We start from the raw sequence: 16,808 nt of genomic DNA on the forward strand, positions 1-16,808 counted from the left end.
CTTTAGGGGGACAGGGGGTATACTCTCTTCAGGGGGACAGGGGGTATGAACGGTTGTTAGAGATACTTTTTGATCTCCTCCATCAATTCCTTCTGGGTGATGGGCACGCCCATGATTTTGTTATAAGCCTGTGCATCGATCAAAAACTCGGAGCGGATGATCTTCACCAGCTGTCCGTTGTTGATCTCCGGAATCAGTACCGTTTTGTAATTGCGCAGCATGGCGCCCAGGTTGCGAGGAAAAGGACGCAGGTAGCGCAGTTGGGCATGTGCCACGCTGTGCCCTTCTGCCAGCAGTTCTTCAACGGTAGCCTTGATCACACCATAGGTAGAACCCCAGCCCAGCACCAGCACATCGCCCTGCTCGGGACCGTTGTCCAGCTGCTGCTCCGGAATGTATTGGGCGATCATGTCCACCTTTTGCTGGCGCAGCTTTACCATTACCTGGTGATTCTCGGGATCGTAGCTTACGTTGCCGGTAATATTGTCTTTTTCCAAACCACCTAAACGGTGCTCCAGTCCCGGTGTGCCGGGAATGGCCCAGGGGCGCACCCCTTTTTCATCGCGCTTGTATGGCTGGAACTTGGGCTCATCGTGGCCCAGCTCGGTTTTGAATTCCACGTGGATGGGTTGCAGGCTGTCCGAAGACGGGTATTGCCAGGGCTCGGCGCCGTTGGCGATATAGCCGTCGCTCAGGAAGATCACGGGGGTCATGTGCTCCACGGAAATACGGGTAGCTTCATAAACCGCTTCAAAACAATCGGAAGGGGTGGATGCCGAAACAACGGGCATGGGACACTCGCCGTTTCGGCCATAGTAGGCCTGTAAAAGGTCGCTCTGTTCGGTTTTGGTAGGCAGACCGGTGGAAGGACCGCCACGCTGTACGTTTACAATCACCAGGGGAATTTCCAGCATTACTGCCAGGCCCATGGCCTCAGTTTTCAATGCCATACCCGGACCCGATGTGGTGGTAACCCCCAGGTGACCGCCATAAGCGGCGCCGATGGCCGATGTGATACCGGCAATCTCGTCTTCGGCCTGGAAGGTTTTGATGCCAAAGTTTTTGTGCTTGCTCAGCTCGTGCAAGATGTCGGAAGCCGGCGTGATGGGATAAGTACCCAGGAACATGGGCAGGCCACTCTTTACAGAAGCTGCAATCAGGCCGTAGGCCAGTGCCTGGTTGCCCATGATGCTGCGGTAGGAGCCTGCAGGAATGCGGGCCTTGTCAACCTTGTATTGCGTGGTAAACGTTTCGGTGGTATCGCCGTAGTTGTAACCCGCACGGAGCGCCTTGATGTTGGAATCAAAGATCTCGGGTTTGCGGCCAAATTTATCTTCTAGGAACTGCTCGGTACTGGCCATATCGCGGCTGTACATCCAGTACAGGAAACCCAGCACAAACATGTTCTTGGCGCGGTCCTTCTCTTTGGTGCCCAGGCCCTGCACGTCTTTCAACGCCTCGCGGGTCATCTTGGTCACATCCATCTTAATTACCTCGTAGCCTTCCAGCGAACCATTTTCAATAGGGTTCACGCCATCGGGGTAATTGGCCAGGCGCAGGTTCTTGACGTCGAAACCATCGGTGTTGACGATCAGTTTACCACCTTTTTTCAGGCTCTTGAGGTTGGTTTTGAGCGCAGCGGCGTTCATGGCCACCAGCACATCCCACTGGTCGCCGGGTGTATGAATACTTTCAGAAGAAAAGCGTAATTGAAAACCACTCACGCCGGGAATGGTACCCTGCGGAGCGCGGATCTCGGCCGGAAAGTCGGGGAAGGTGGAAAGGTCGGCGCCCAGCAATGCGGTGTTCTGGGTAAACTGGGTACCCGTAAGCTGCATACCGTCACCGGAGTCGCCGGCGAACTTGATCACCACATCCTGAACTACTTCCTGTGTACGTGTCATAAGGAAAATTGTGGGTGCAAAGGTAAGTATTGTAAGGTCAAAGCAGGTGGACAAAGCGTTTCGGAAGCGTTAAACAAAAAAGGGCAGTTGATTGAGGAAAACACCCATAAGCTGCGGGAAATCGGGGTTAAAACACCACTTGTAATGCAGGCCTTATATATATAATTTACACTCAATAAGTACAAAAAGTTATCATCGCCGGCAGCGTACACCATTCCTTCTCTCTGAAAGCTGTTTCTATTGAGCTTCTGATTTATCCACGCCAAAAACAACTATCATGAGCGGCTTCCCAATCGTTGACCTGGTCATAGGCATGATCTTCCTGTATTTCCTGTTAAGCATCATTTGCAGTTCGATGGTCGAAATCATTCAGACCTTTCTGCAGGTACGCGGAAAGATATTGGGCCAGTGGCTTACCCGGATTTTCGACCAGCCGGTGCCCGGCTATGGCAATAAAGTTTTAGGGGAAGTGCTCATGGACCATTGCGCCACCATCGGCCTTTCCCCAAAAGGAGCATCGCCCAATTATATGGATGCCAGGAACTTTTCGGCAGCCCTGGTAGAAAAGCTTACCTACAATCCGGCTAACCCGCACCAAATAGCTGTTGATATGGTTTCGCTAAAGGCCACACTGACACAATCAACCCTCCTTTCGCCAGAAATAAAACGAACCCTGCTTGGCTTTGCCGCGGAAACTGAGGCCAATTACAACCTGATGGCCACCAAAACAACCAACGAAATGGAGTTGTTCCGAAGCAAGCTTGAGTTGTGGTACGACTCCACCATGGACCGGCTTGCCGGAACCCTTAAAAGAAAATACAGCCAGCCTTTCACCGGCATCGTTGTGGCACTGGTAGTTATTTGCATGAATGCCGATTCCATCAGCATTGCAAAATACCTGTACAACAACCCTACGGCAAGAGAAGAACTGGTAGCGCAGGCCAACCAGGTGGTTGCACATCCACAACGCATCAAGGATCCAATACAAACGGCAGCCATCACAGGACCGTCCATCAAAACACCAGATGAACTGCAGGCCACAACAGATTCCTTAATCCGGGAAATACGCACGGCGCGAACCATGCTTGCAGCAAACCTGCCACTGGGATGGGATCATGATCAGACGCAGGGAGGCATGTGGTTCACAAAAATCATCGGGCTGCTGGCAACCATGCTTGCAGCTTTCATGGGTGCGCCCTTTTGGTTTGATGTGCTGAATAAAATTGCCAACATACGCGGCACAGGCCCCAAACCGGGTTCTACTGCAACAGGTGATTTCAACAAACCATCCTGATGCCGTACAAGGTTGTAACCCTGGCACAGTGGAACAAATTTTTATAGGCAGCAATGACTTTGGTTCCCCGCAACGGACCTTAAGCAACATTGTGCGTATACGCTAGGTACTATCCACATTCAGGAGGGACGAATTCACTGTAAAACCTTTCCAATTGTACGCTAAACATTACCAAAATTCAACTTAAAACTATGGCAACGATCCAGGTACAGGCAACCATGCAATCAGGCTCGGGATTTGGCGTTTTTGTACGCATCGACAATCTGAACCTTTTCTTTGACCGCTCGGGTGTGCAGGAGGTGGAGTTGGAACCCAACTTCTACGTAGCTACCATTGGCGGTCACGAGCCCAGCAGCGCCACAGTTCAAATAGATTTTATACAGGAAACCATAACCATTGGCAGCCAAACCTATAATACCCCTACCTTCTTTGGCTTCATCCCTTTTACCGTAAGCTAATCACCATGAAAAGATTGATTCTGATATTCCTGCTTTCTTCAGTACTGTTTGTACCGGCAATGGCCCAGGACACCGCCGGCACAGGCAAGCTGCATATTGAAGCAAAAAGAAAACTGGACACCGCCCGCAATGAAAAGCTCACTTCCATAAAGACCAACCTGCTGGCCGAAGTACTTCAAGCCTCCATATCCAATGGCATACTTACATCTACGGGGAGTGATTTCACCCTGCGCTCTACCATTTATGGTTTGAAGAAAATGTTTGACAGCGATATTGCCATTGACACCAATTACGTAAGGCAAACCTTCAACCGCAACTTTGAAATAGGGCTTGGGTTTTCGCTCACCGATGCCGCTAAGATCAACGGCGTTAATTCAGCGCTCACCTATGCCTTGGTGAACAAAAGAGATATCAGTTTGCAGGATGAAGCCAACCTAGGCACCGCACTTGCGGAAAAGAAGCAAGCCATCAACCAAAAAGTTGGCGCCCTCGTTATCCAATTATCTGAAGTTGCCACCCGGGTACAAAATGCAGTGCGCAGCGGCAGGCTTTCCAATACCGACTCAATAGCAGTAATGCAAGCGCTGACAAATTTCGGAACAGACAAAGACCTGGAGGCATTACTGACAACCCTCAATAGTTTTGGCATTGCCGCACCCGAAGGGCTGCTACAGGCATTTACCGATGAAAGGGCTGCTATTGACAACATGGTACAGGACCTGGAAAGAAGCATCAGCAGCCGCTCGCTTTGGACCATTGGCGCTGTTACCAACTACCAGGATAATCGATGGGACAGTATTCTTGTAAAAACGGAATTCCTGAATGGTTTGGGCTGGGAACAAAATGCAGACAAACCCTGGGACCTTTATGCAGGCGCTTTCCTGAACTGGCGACAGGACACGCTGAACAAACAGGCATTGCAGCGCAGTGGTCTGACAGCAAAGTTGGGCCTTAACAAAGTACTGGCAGTAAAGACAGACGGCAGTTCTTTTATTGAAATTTTAGGTGCGGCCGAATACAACAATCTATTACGGGGCCGCTATCCCGGAGAAGAACGCAGCAACCTGATGGCAGCCTTCACGGTAACGGTTCGTATTTCTAATTCCCTCTTCCTGCCTTTCAATATCACCTATGACCCAAAAGGAGGAAACGTGCTCGGCTTTTTGAATGTGAAGTGGGATTTTTTGCGCACATCGCCTAAAGAGTAGCACTTGCCTACCCAATGAATAAACCAATCCAGGCCAGCCAGTTTACAGCGTGAGAAAAAGCGCATGAAATAGCAAAGCAACCAGAACAGGAAACGAAAAAATCAGGCAACTTCAACAGGCAAATTGGATTAGCAAAGGAGGCAAATACACCAAACCAAACGTATATGCCACTTAATATAAAAAAACCGGTTCTACGCCAGCTGCTGGTACTGCTTGCCTTTACCAGCCTGGTCGGGCTATTCTTTTTCCTCAACTTCTATCTATACATTCCCCGCCAGCAAAAAACATTCAACCAAAAGATCTTCCGGGTCCTTGAAGAAGTTGCCCGCGATTTTGCATCAACTCTGGAAGGCCAAATAGTAACAGCACTTAAAAACAACGCCAGCCAGGATACTATTGGCAGCATTAAACAATTAGGATCAGATACAAGTATCCATGCACTTACTGTAAATTCTTTTCGCAGGCTGGACACAACAGTAGACAAGAGCCAGGATTTTACTTACACTTACCAGTTCAAAAAAGACAGTGTCCGCATCCAGCTTTTCCATAAAACAGGTAGACAATCAGACTCCACATTCGCTATTCCACTGGGCAAGATCATCGGGCCCAATTATGCAAACCTGCACAAAGATCTTTTCGACCTCTTGCTGTTGGTAAAACGGGGTGAAGTAAAGGGCAAAGACCCTATCCGGCTCAAGGACAGTTTGCTTTACCGGATCGGCGACATTCCGAGCCGCTATGCATTTATCCATGACACCTTGTTCAAGGACAAAAACTACGGCCAGTTCAGCACCATCAACCCCATTACCATACAGGAGCAACAATACCTGGCTTTTTCCATTCCTTTTCAATTCAGGGACGAGGAACTAATACTCACCGGGCTGCTTTCGGAAGAAGAATACAAAGACGAAGCCGCAAGGTTTTCCCGATCGGCCCTGATCATTATCGCTGCACTATTGTCATTTGTAATCCTGAGTCTGCCTTTGCTCAAAATCAGGATCTCGGGACGGAGCGAAAGGATAAGCGTAAACGAGGTCCGAATCCTGATCATCGTTTTCCTGGTAGCGCCCTTCCTGGTAGTACTGGGCCTGGGCACCACGCTGATTTACCAGTATGCCGACAACGACTCGGACCGGACCCTCCAACTGGTTGAAAACATGGTGGAGGAAAACATGGAGCAAGAAGTGGGCCTTGCCCTGCAACAACTGAACTGGTATGGCCGGCTTACCGCAGACAAACAAAATATTCTTGACTCAAACGATAAAACAGGAACAATTGCTGGTACGGAAGCAAATAGAATAAGCATGCTGCACCAGCAATTAAGAAGGACCCGACAAGTTGATTCCGACTTACGCAACCTGATCTACTACCCTACACATTATTTTAACCTCGATGATATTTTCTGGGTAAACAATTCCGGTTACCAAATAGGCAAATGGTTTTTGCTGGATGAAAAGGTTTCCTACCTCGATGTCAGCTCCCGGAATTATTACCAGAAAATCAAAGAAGGCGAAGCCGGAAGCTTTCCACGAACAGGAGCGCCATTTTACATAGAACCAACTATATCCTGGGCTACCGGCGATTATTCGGTCAATGTGGTTACTGCAAGCAGGCAAAACCTGGCTGGCAGCACTTCAGCTAAAAACAGGAATGCCAAGGAAGATGCTGCGCGTAACCAGGCCATCCTGATCGGGCTGGCTGCAAGGCTGTACGCTGTTTACCAACCCGTAATTGCAAAAGGCTACCATTTTGCCATTGTTAAACGCGATGGAGCAATCCTGTTTCATTCCGAAACAGAGCGATGCTTACATGAAAATATCATTGACGAAACCAATGAGCACCCTGCCCTGGTCAATGCCATGGCACGCAATGATTCGATACTGATTCCAAACATCAAAATGTATGACCTGGATGTAAAAATGCGGGTAAAGCCATGGCGGCTGATGCCCGAGTTTTACCTGGTTACCTATTTCACCAAAAGGGAACAAAATCTATTTGTATTTCATATTGCAGCATTCACCCTATTGGCCGTATCAGCCCTGCTGCTGGCACTCCTCTTTTTTCACCTGTTCAAATCTTTACTAACCAACAGCAACCATAACACTTTTGTGCGGAGTTATCCTTCGCAATGGATGCGCCCCTCAAAAGCCCGCAACGAAATTTATTCCAATACACTGGTGTTTTTTGCAATCATCACCATCATCGCCGCACTGCTGCTACTGGTAGCAACAGCCTTCAACAGGCTGCGCACGGAAGCTTATCTTTTTCAGGCACTTTTCCTGTTGCCATTCCTGATCACCACTGGATATTTCTTTGTTGTACAGAATACAAAGCTGCCAGGAACAGAAAGGCCACTTTCGTTTTCAGCCTGGTTGCTTAAAGAACGCAAGTTGGTTTTGTTTTACTTCTTTTTCATCGCACTCACCAGCATCCTGATGGCCAGGCTGCTTCACGACTGCAGCAATTTTCACCTGGACAGTTTTCTTGCGCTGCTGCTTTCGCTTGCCGTTCCGCTATTGGGTTTCTTACACTACCGAAAGCCGCAGCTGTTTCATTTGAACAGACCCGATTACTTCAAAAACTACCTTTCGTTGCTAGGCGCCTGTATCCTGCTGGTAGCCATTGTGCCGGCGATAGGAATGATGTATTATGCTTTCCGCCAGGAATATGTAATGCGCATCAAAGCCGAACAACTGAAAGCAGCCAAGGACATCAGCGACAGGAGGCTGGCAATCAATAATGATTTAAAGCGCAACAAGGTGGACCTGTCGCTTACCCCTGCGGGGAGCGCCTTTATTCGAAACCTGAAGTTCCATCCCAGCTACGGCATCTACCTGCCCCACCAGCAGATAAATCGACAAGACCAAATGCAGTATGGCAATGGGGACTGCGCCCATCGCCCCGACCAGCCACCGGTATACCTAGGCGCCACCCGCTTCTTACTACTGCCCAATGACCACAATGATATTTTCCAAAACAACGCGCAACATCAGTGGCTGGACAGCAGTAAGATTATTTTACAGTCCGCCAATATTACCGACCGGCGCAACACGGATTCGCTGCTGCTTACTGCTACCCATGGTACGGCACCTGCACTGGGCGATGTGGTGCGCAACCCGGCAACCTATATCTGGCTGTTGCTGACGCTGATCTTTATTGTACTGCACCTGCTGGTCATGCGATCAACCGTTAAGAAAGTTTTCCTGCTCGATTACCTGGACGATGCCCTGCCCAAACAACAGGGTGCAACCTGGAGTGACAGCTACTACAAACTGGTGTTGGGCGATAAAGAAGAATGGCAAAGCTTTGGAATAAGTGGCCGGCCCAACAGGAGTAAGGATATTCAGGTGGCAGAAAGATTCATTGCGCAAAAGCAGAAAGGCAAAGGCCCATACTACCTCCAATTGCAGCAGTTGCTCAAACCGGCCCATGAGCTGATGTGGCAGCAGATACCACCCGAAGAACAACTGGTATTGTACGACTTTGCATTAGATGGGTTTACCAATTACCGCAATACGGACCTTATTTATAACCTGATGCAAAAAGGACTCATCATCCGCACCAGCGATGGCCACCTGGAAGTAATGACCCACAGCTTCCGCAACTACATGGTCAACAAAAATGCAACTGCAGAAGTAAAAGCACTTGAAGACAAGTTCAAAGTAAATACCAGTTGGAAAAGCCTCAAGAACCTGTTGCTTGGCCTATTACTGGCGGTTACCATCTTCCTGTTTGCCACCCAGCGCGACCTGACCGATAAAATGCTGGCCATTATTTCGGGCTTGGTAACCCTGGTACCGCTGGTGGTCAAGTTGTTCGATCGCCCGGCGGCGTCCAATAACAGCTCCGGCACTTGAAATGAAAGGCATTTATCATGGGCCGGTTCGCAGGGCGCACTGTATATTAGCTGCCAAACCACCACCAATGCAAACCATCCTCGGCGCCGGCGGCGCCATAGGTACCGAACTGGCAAAAGCCCTGGCCGCATTTACCACCGACATTCGACTGGTAAGCCGCAACCCTAAAAAAGTAAATGCCTCCGACAACCTCCTATCCGCCAACCTGCTCGACGCGGCTGCTGTAAGTAAGGCCGTGGCGGGTTCCGACATTGTTTATTTAGTTGCCGGCCTGGAATACAAGGCCAGGGTGTGGGAAGCACAATGGCCGGTAGTGATGCGCAACACCATTGATGCCTGCAAACAACACGGCGCCAAACTGGTATTCTTCGACATTATTTACATGTACGACCCTGCCTACCTGGGACATCTTACCGAGGAAACACCCATACGCCCTGTAAGCCGTAAAGGTGCCGTACGGGCAGCCATCGCACAAACCCTACTGGATGAAATAAAAGCCGGCAAGCTGCAGGCGATGATTGTAAGGGCCGCCGATTTTTTGGGCATGAAAAACAGCGTGCTTACCGACCTCGTAGGCCGCAATTTTGCCAAAGGGAAAAAAGCCAACTGGATCGGCAACCCCGACAAGCGGCATTCGTTTACCTATACCGTTGATGCCGGCCGGGCTACCGCGCTGCTGGGTAATACGCCGGACGCTTATGGACAGGTATGGCACCTGCCCACCGATAACACACCGCTTACCGGCAAACAGTGGATGGAAGCCTTTGCACAAACCTTCCAAACCCAACCGCGTTATAACCTTACTACCCGGGGCATGATGACCATACTGGGCCTGTTTATTCCCGTGCTGCGGGAAGTAAAGGAAATGGCTTACCAGTTTGAAGAAGATTATGGTTTCGACAGCAGCAAGTTCACCAACAGGTTCCACATCAAAGCCACACCTTATACCGAGTCGGTACAACAGGTAGCGGCTGCTATCAAAGCAGGCAAGTAGCCAATCCTTTGCCTTAGCTGTGCCTTGGCAGCCTTTTTGCACAGCTAAGGCAAACAACCGGTTATGGCTAGCCGAATAGAGCAAATCAGTCACCCGCTGGACCTGGACGAAAAATTAAACCTGCACCACAAAGGGTGGATCATCCAGCCTGTTGGCAAGGTATTGTTGGTAGGCCTGATGGTGATGGGCCTGCTGGGTCTTTTTGGTGAAGGCCTGCTCAGCCAGCAGCAGGTAAGGCAGGGCACTACCCAGCTTAGCTATGAAAAATTCTTCCGCCAATATGGCGAGATGGAACTCAAAGTGCAGCAGGCAGGCGTAAGCGGCCGCTCCGCCATCTCTTTTCCTTTGGATTATATCAACCACCTGCAGGTAACACAGGTACTGCCGCAACCCGAATCAACCTTTATCCGCGACGGGCAGCTATGGTATGTATTCCAGGCCGATCAAAACCTACAGGTCACTTTTTACATACGGCCCCAAACACGGGGCAACCTGCATGGATCGGTGTATGTAAACGAGGACAATATCCCTATTCATCACTTTTTCTATCCCTGATATGAACCCTGTTATCAGAGCCATAGTCATCTACCTGTTCCTGCTCATCGTCTTCCGCTTTATGGGCAAGCGCAGCCTTGCCTCTACCACCACTTTCGACTTTGTGGTGCTGCTCATTATTTCGGAGGTCATCCAAAATGCCCTGGTGGGTGAAGATTATAGCCTTACCAACGGGCTGCTGCTGATTGCCACCCTGATGGGAATGGATGTCATCCTGTCGTTGGTTAAATCCAAATTCAAAAAATTTGACCAGGTAGCTGAAGGTGTTCCCCTCATTATTGTAGAACAGGGCAAACCCCTTTATGAACGCATGCAAAAAACCGGTGTGGAGATAGACGATATAATGCAGGCTGCCCGTATGCTGCAAGGATTGGAACGGATGGACCAGATACGGTATGCAGTACTGGAAAAAGACGGCAGTATTTCCATCATTCCGCAGAACGGATAAAAAGCAGCAATGCAAAAACGGCTGGACACTAACCGGTGTTCAGCCGTTTTTATTTACAGCCGTTTACTTGTTTATATGGCCGTTTTCTTTTGCAGCAAGGCTTGTATTTTAAATAATAAACAACCATATTTAAATACCCGGTTACGCTCCTTTTCCAAATACTAACAAACACCGCGCACCCATTGAAAGCAGGACCGTCCCAGCTTATAAAAAAAGACAGCACAACAGCATCATTTATATGTAAAAACCGATAACCGGTTATCCTGCCCCAACCTAAACTTTAGTCAATTCAAATTGCAACCATATGGACCTGGCACAAATCATGGGTGCAGCCAATGCACCCCTCAAGGCAGCTCAAAAGTTTATGCCTTTTATTGTTGATACCTGCGATCGTTACCAGATCAACACGCCCATCCGGCAACTATGTTTCCTGGCACAGGTAGGGCATGAAAGCGGGGGATTATTTTATACGGAGGAACTGGCCAGCGGCAAGGCCTACGAAGGCCGCCCCGACCTGGGCAACACCGTGCCGGGCGACGGCGTACGGTTCAAGGGACGCGGCCTGATCCAAATTACCGGCCGCGCCAACTACGGAGCCCTGAGTACGGCACTCGGGGCAGACTTTATCGACAATCCTACCCTGCTGGGTGGCCGTAATGTAAACCTGTGCACCCCCGACCAGTTGAAATACGCGGCCCTCAGTGCCGGTTGGTATTGGAACAGCCGCAACCTGAATGCTGTTGCCGACAAAATTGACATCGGCCACTCCATTGATGATGGCGACAACCTGAGCCAGTTCAAGCTCATGACCCGCAGGATCAATGGCGGCCTCAATGGCATTGCCGACCGGCTGGATCGTTTTAAAAAGGGGGTACAATTCTTTGTTGGTATGCCTGCCTAGGAATAGGCTGCGCACAAAAAAGCGGAACCAGTGCTGTTGGTTCCGCTTTTTTATTGAAAGATTGCTTGCTACCAGCCATCGCCATCCAGCATATTGCCCAGGCCACCCAGCAGGCCGCCTTCTTCCTTGCGGGTAGTGGTGCCATACTGCAGGATGCGGCTGGCCAACCTGCTTACAGGCAGGGTTTGAATCCACACCCGGCCGGGGCCGCGCAGGGTGGCAAAAAACAGGCCTTCGCCACCAAAAAAAGTATTCTTGATACCGCCTACAAACTGGATATCATAATCCACCGAAGGCGTGAAAGCTACTAGGCAACCGGTATCCACTTTCAACAGCTCGCCGGGTTGCAGGTCGCGCTCCACGATGTGGCCACCGGCATGTACAAAAGCCAGGCCGTCGCCCTCCAGTTTTTGCATGATGAAACCTTCGCCACCAAACAGGCCGGTACCCAGCCTGCGCTGGAACTCGATGCCCACACTAACGCCTTTGGCTGCACAGAGAAAAGAGTCTTTCTGACAAATCATCTTACCACCCATCCGCATCAGGTCCATGGCAATGACCTTACCGGGGTAGGGCGAGGCAAAGGTCACTTTACGACGACCCTGGTTTACATTGGTAAAGGCGGTCATGAACAGGCTTTCACCGGTGAGCAGGCGTTTACCAGCACCCATCAGTTTTCCAAAAAGGCCTTTATTCTGGGTGGAGCCGTCGCCAAAAATGGTTTCCATCATGATGCCATCGTCCATCATCATAAAGGCGCCGCTTTCCGCAATCGCCGTTTCGTTGGGATCCAGCTCTATTTCCACGCACTGCATTTCCTTACCCAGTATTTTGTAGTCGATCTCGTGTGCTCTTTGTCCGTAAGGGGTCATAAACAAAAATTTGAACGGGGAAATTAAGTATGAAACAGGAAGTACAAAACAGGAAGTGTACAATGCGTGCAGAAAAGGATGAGCGGCAGCCACCCCCCATTCTAAAGAAACTGCTTACAACCGCCATTTAGCTCCAGGCTTAAAAAGCAATGCCCGGGGCAGCCTGTATCTTTGAGCCGTACATGACCGACATCCACGACATCCTGCATCAGTATTGGGGTTACGATGAGTTCCGGCCCTTGCAGCAACAGATCATCGAAGTGGTGCTGGAAGGCAGGGACACGCTGGCACTGCTGCCCACGGGTGGCGGCAAGAGCCTCTGCTACCAGGTGCCGGCAATGGCGCAGGAAGGTATCTGCATCGTGGTATCGCCACTCATTGCCCTGATGAAAGACCAGGTGGAAAACCTGAAACAGCGGGGCATACTGGCTGCGGCCATTTATACAGGCCAGTCGCGCAGGCAGATTGTGCAAACCCTGAAGAACGTAGCCTTTGGCCCCTACAAGCTGCTGTATGTGTCGCCCGAAAGGCTGGAAACAGACCTGTTCCAGGAGTTCCTGCCGGCAATGGATGTAAACCTGATTGCCGTGGATGAAGCACATTGTATCTCACAGTGGGGTTACGATTTCCGGCCAGCGTATACCCGCATTGCGCAGCTGCGCAAACAATTGCGGGGTGTGCCCGTGCTGGCCCTCACCGCCTCGGCAACCACCCAAGTACAGGAAGACATTTGCACCCAGCTGCAGTTCAAAACACCGCATATCCTGCGCCAGTCGTTTGAACGAAAAAATATCAGCTATAGCGCATTCAACGAGCCCGCCAAAATCAACAAGCTCCAACAAATACTGGCTAAGGTGCCCGGTACCGCCATTGTGTATTGCAAAAGCCGCAGGCGCACCGTGGAACTTGCCGAACTGCTTTCCCTGCAGGGCATGGATGCCAAAGCCTACCATGCGGGTTTGAGTAATGAGGAAAGGGCGGCCAGGCAGGAAGCATGGATCCAGAATAAAACAAGGGTGATGGTGTGCACCAATGCATTTGGCATGGGCATCGACAAACCCGATGTGCGGGTGGTGGTGCACTACGATGCACCCGACTGCCTGGAGAACTATTACCAGGAAGCAGGCCGCGCCGGCAGGGATGGCAAGAAATCCTATGCCGTGCTGCTATACGACAACAAAGACCTGGAAGAACTGGAAGCCTTACCACAGAAACGCTTCCCGGCATTCGACGAGATCAGGGAAGTGTTTCGTTCGCTGGTAAACTTTTTACAGATGCCCACCTATACCGGGCAGGACCAGGCCTTTGATTTCCGCTTCGATGTTTTTGTAAAAAACTTCAAGCTAGATAGCTATACGGCCTTGTATGCCTTGAAAGCACTGGAAAGCGATGGCTGGTTCGACTTCAACGAACGCAGCTTTGCACCGGCAACAGTGACCTTCCGGGCCACCAAGGATTTGCTGTACGAATTTTACCGGTCCTACCCACAGTATGAAGCCATTTGCACCACGCTGTTGCGTACCTATGGCGGCATCTTCGACTACCCTGCCAGTATTTCGGAGGCGCTGCTGGCCAAACTGATGCGGCTGAAAGAAGACGAAGTAAAACAGCTGCTGCGGGAAGTAATGGCCTTTCACATCATTGAATACAATGCTGCCAACGAAACACCCCAGGTCATCTGGCGCAAACACCGGGTGCCTGCAAAGGAACTGACCATGAACCACCGGGCTTATATCGAGCGGCGCGAAACCTTTGCTGCCCGGGTGCAAACCATGTTGCAGTATGTGCACACACCAAGCTGCCGCAGCCGGTTTATCAACCAGTACTTTGGCGATGCAGCTGCTGTTGATTGCGGCACCTGCGATACCTGTTTACAACGCAAAAAGAAAGCCCTCAACCCGGAGGAGTTTGCAGCCATCAGCAAAGCCTTGCAACAACAATTGCAATCGCCCAAAACGCTTGCAGAACTGTTGCAGGAACTAAACGCCACACACCGCGATAAAACCAAACAGGTGTTGCAGTTTTTGCAGGCGGAAGAAAAAGTGGTGGGAGATGAACTTGGGCGGCTGAAGTGGCGGTAAGCTGTTGGTGCAAAAGCGAACCTTAAACACCTCGGAGGTCTTGAAGACCTCCGAGGTGTTTAAGACCTCCAGCGCTTTGACACTTGAAGTCCTGTTAGTCTTTTACTATCTTAAAGACATATGACTGCTTTCAAAGACCCGCTCCTTCCCGGCGCGCTTTACCACATCTTCAACCGCGCCGTTGGCAGGGAGCAGTTATTTGTACAACCGGGGAATTACGACTTTTTCTTCAGCAAGTTGCAGCACCACATTGCACCCTGTGCGCAAATTCTGGCCTACAGCTTTCTACCCAACCACTTTCACCTGATGGTTCGGCTTAATAGTGAGCCTGAGTTATTGTTGCAGCTGCAGCAACACAAAAGAACGCTCAGCACTGCGAATCTTCCTACATGACTACTGCAGCAGTGGTCCAATTGCTTCAACGCCTATACAAAAGCGTTCAACAAGCAACAGCAACGCAGCGGCAAATTGTTCGAAGAGCCGTTTCGCAGACGGCAGATCACCCAACCGGATTACTACACGCGGCTAGTAGCTTATATCCATTGCAATGCGATCAAACACCGGCTTGCCGAAACAATCGACGGATGGCCACACAGTTCCTTCCATCAATACCTGCGACCTGAAGTTTGGCTGGGCAGGAACGAGGTAGCCAACTGGTTTGGCAGTCTGGAACACTTCTACCGCTTTCACCTGCAGTTGGGCCAGCATTATACAGCACAACAGGAAACCGCCAAACCTCGGAGGTCTTATAGACCTCCGAGGTTTGGACATCCTCAATAAGGCAATAAATACCTGCCTGCCTTCCTGCCCATCAGTCCCGGGTAGAAACGCAGGTAAACCTGCGCCCCAAGCGGATTTTGACCATACAGTGAAGCCAGGCGCTGGTCGGGGCTAAAAAAGGTAAGATGGCCGCCACCGGCTATGTTGATGTTGCCAACCGTAAACAACCGGTAGTTCAATCCCGCGGTGATAGCATGTACGCCAAAGAGCGCATCATGGCCATAGGCCTCTTCGTCCAGCACCAGTTCCTCGGTTGATTTCTGCACCCATTCGTAGCGGCTGTACACACCCAAGCGACGCACGGTATAGGCGCCTTCCACCAGTGCCGCATGTTCGCCTTTATGATTTTTGGTTTTATTCACGCCCCACAAGGCCGTAGCATTCCAATAGCTGTTGCCTTGGTTATACTTCGAGTAAATGACCGAAGCGGTAGTACGGCGCACATCTTCACCAGGGTGCAAAGGTTCCGGCTCTTTCAAAAACCCATGCGACACCTGCATGGCCCAGTTGGCAGAAGGGTTGTACGACAAGCGGCCACTCCAGGAGTCAAACCGGGGTTTGTCAAAGCCATAGCGGGCCTCATCGGGCTCACGGCCGGTAAAGGAAGATCCTTCCACCTTGAATTTACCATACCGCACACCCAGGGTAGCCACGCCAAAAGTGATGTGCGTAGCATCCGTCCAGTGATGGCTCAGGGTAGCATCGGGGTTGAGCAGTGCCGATGGGCGGTGCATAAAAGCAACCGGCCCGATTGCCGGCTCGCCCGGCAATCCCACATATGCATACACATCGGCCTTGGGAGAAAGGGCCAGGCTATATCCAACCGATAACTCTGATACCAGATCGTGCGGGTGTTGGCGATCCACAAGGGGCTTACCTTTCCATGATTCACCCGTTTGAAACAAAAGGGGGTAGCCTGCGCCTCCAGCAATTACGGGGTCAAGCGACAACATGCCGCTGAAGCGAAACAGGCCGTTCTTCCCAACCCGTCTTTGTCCCATCAGCATTACCCAATTGGGTGCGTCTACCTTGGCATCGCCACGGGTGCCGCGATCCAAAAGGTCTTGTTTGTTGTACCGGAGAAAGGCGTTATAGTGGAGCATATACATCCACTTCTTGCTATGGTACATCTGGCCATACATGGGCGATTCATCGGGCAGCCAACCGGTACCCGAACCATTCCGGTTCATGGGCAGGTTGAAGGAAAATGCGTGCGACATGGGTACCTCTGAGGGATGGTCATCGTGTTGGGCATGGCTGGCAGTGCTGTGGTCATGACCACCGGTATGGCTTTGTTGCCGGGGCTTAACAGTATCTGTTTTGGGGGTAGCATGATCGTGTTGGTGATGCTGGTGTTCCTGTGCCAGCAATGCCTGGGTTATCAACAGGCTCATTACAAATGCGGTCAGTTGTTTCATACCAAAGGTTTGGGTGTGTTGGGATAAGAAAGATTGGC

The 16,808-nt window shown here is 50.7% G+C and carries 13 protein-coding genes; 10 read left to right on the top strand and 3 right to left on the bottom strand.

Annotated elements, in window-relative coordinates:
• Positions 1-56: 56 nt before the first annotated feature.
• Positions 57-1,904, bottom strand: coding sequence for a 2-oxoacid:acceptor oxidoreductase subunit alpha (locus tag BUE76_RS20505; RefSeq protein ID WP_073044394.1), 1,848 nt, complete (start codon positions 1,902-1,904; stop codon positions 57-59).
• A gap of 277 nt (positions 1,905-2,181) precedes the next feature.
• On the opposite strand from BUE76_RS20505, the gene BUE76_RS20510 reads away from it, so the two are divergent.
• The 8 genes from BUE76_RS20510 (at position 2,182) to BUE76_RS20545 (ending at position 11,619) form a co-directional block, all read left to right on the top strand.
• Entirely contained in the window at positions 2,182-3,198 is a 1,017-nt protein-coding gene (locus BUE76_RS20510) for a hypothetical protein (RefSeq protein ID WP_073044392.1), read from the top strand.
• Between the two features lie 191 nt (positions 3,199-3,389).
• Entirely contained in the window at positions 3,390-3,656 is a 267-nt protein-coding gene (locus tag BUE76_RS20515) for a hypothetical protein (RefSeq protein ID WP_073044389.1), read from the top strand.
• A gap of 5 nt (positions 3,657-3,661) precedes the next feature.
• Positions 3,662-4,864, top strand: a complete 1,203-nt coding sequence (locus tag BUE76_RS20520; RefSeq protein WP_143157334.1) for a hypothetical protein — start codon at positions 3,662-3,664, stop codon at positions 4,862-4,864.
• A 164-nt stretch (positions 4,865-5,028) separates the two neighbouring features.
• Positions 5,029-8,721, top strand: coding sequence for a cache domain-containing protein (locus BUE76_RS20525; protein ID WP_073044385.1), 3,693 nt, complete (start codon positions 5,029-5,031; stop codon positions 8,719-8,721).
• 67 nt (positions 8,722-8,788) lie between these two features.
• Complete coding sequence (locus BUE76_RS20530) at positions 8,789-9,715, top strand: NAD-dependent epimerase/dehydratase family protein (protein ID WP_073044383.1); 927 nt, start codon at positions 8,789-8,791, stop codon at positions 9,713-9,715.
• Between the two features lie 63 nt (positions 9,716-9,778).
• Positions 9,779-10,270: a hypothetical protein gene (locus tag BUE76_RS20535; protein ID WP_073044382.1), complete on the top strand. Its 492-nt coding sequence runs from the start codon at positions 9,779-9,781 to the stop codon at positions 10,268-10,270.
• Position 10,271: 1 nt separating this feature from the next.
• Positions 10,272-10,718: a DUF421 domain-containing protein gene (locus BUE76_RS20540; protein WP_073044380.1), complete on the top strand. Its 447-nt coding sequence runs from the start codon at positions 10,272-10,274 to the stop codon at positions 10,716-10,718.
• Between the two features lie 304 nt (positions 10,719-11,022).
• The gene (locus BUE76_RS20545) at positions 11,023-11,619 is read left to right on the top strand and encodes a glycoside hydrolase family 19 protein (RefSeq protein ID WP_073044378.1); all 597 of its coding nucleotides are present in this window, start codon (positions 11,023-11,025) and stop codon (positions 11,617-11,619) included.
• A gap of 68 nt (positions 11,620-11,687) precedes the next feature.
• Here BUE76_RS20545 and BUE76_RS20550 read toward each other — a convergent pair whose 3' ends face one another.
• On the bottom strand, positions 11,688-12,491 hold the full coding sequence (locus tag BUE76_RS20550) for a TIGR00266 family protein (RefSeq protein WP_073044376.1): 804 nt from the start codon (positions 12,489-12,491) through the stop codon (positions 11,688-11,690).
• Between the two features lie 182 nt (positions 12,492-12,673).
• Here BUE76_RS20550 and BUE76_RS20555 point away from each other — a divergent pair, with 182 nt between their 5' ends.
• Together BUE76_RS20555 and BUE76_RS20560 are read left to right on the top strand one after the other, a co-directional pair.
• Complete coding sequence (locus BUE76_RS20555; RefSeq protein ID WP_073044464.1) at positions 12,674-14,572, top strand: RecQ family ATP-dependent DNA helicase; 1,899 nt, start codon at positions 12,674-12,676, stop codon at positions 14,570-14,572.
• Between the two features lie 120 nt (positions 14,573-14,692).
• Positions 14,693-14,965: a hypothetical protein gene (locus BUE76_RS20560; protein ID WP_073044375.1), complete on the top strand. Its 273-nt coding sequence runs from the start codon at positions 14,693-14,695 to the stop codon at positions 14,963-14,965.
• Between the two features lie 380 nt (positions 14,966-15,345).
• Here BUE76_RS20560 and BUE76_RS20570 read toward each other — a convergent pair whose 3' ends face one another.
• Positions 15,346-16,770: a hypothetical protein gene (locus BUE76_RS20570; protein ID WP_073044371.1), complete on the bottom strand. Its 1,425-nt coding sequence runs from the start codon at positions 16,768-16,770 to the stop codon at positions 15,346-15,348.
• Positions 16,771-16,808 lie beyond the last annotated feature (38 nt).

The sequence above is a fragment of the Cnuella takakiae genome (genome assembly GCF_001953305.1).
Classification (GTDB): Bacteria; Bacteroidota; Bacteroidia; order Chitinophagales; family Chitinophagaceae; genus Flavisolibacter; species Flavisolibacter takakiae.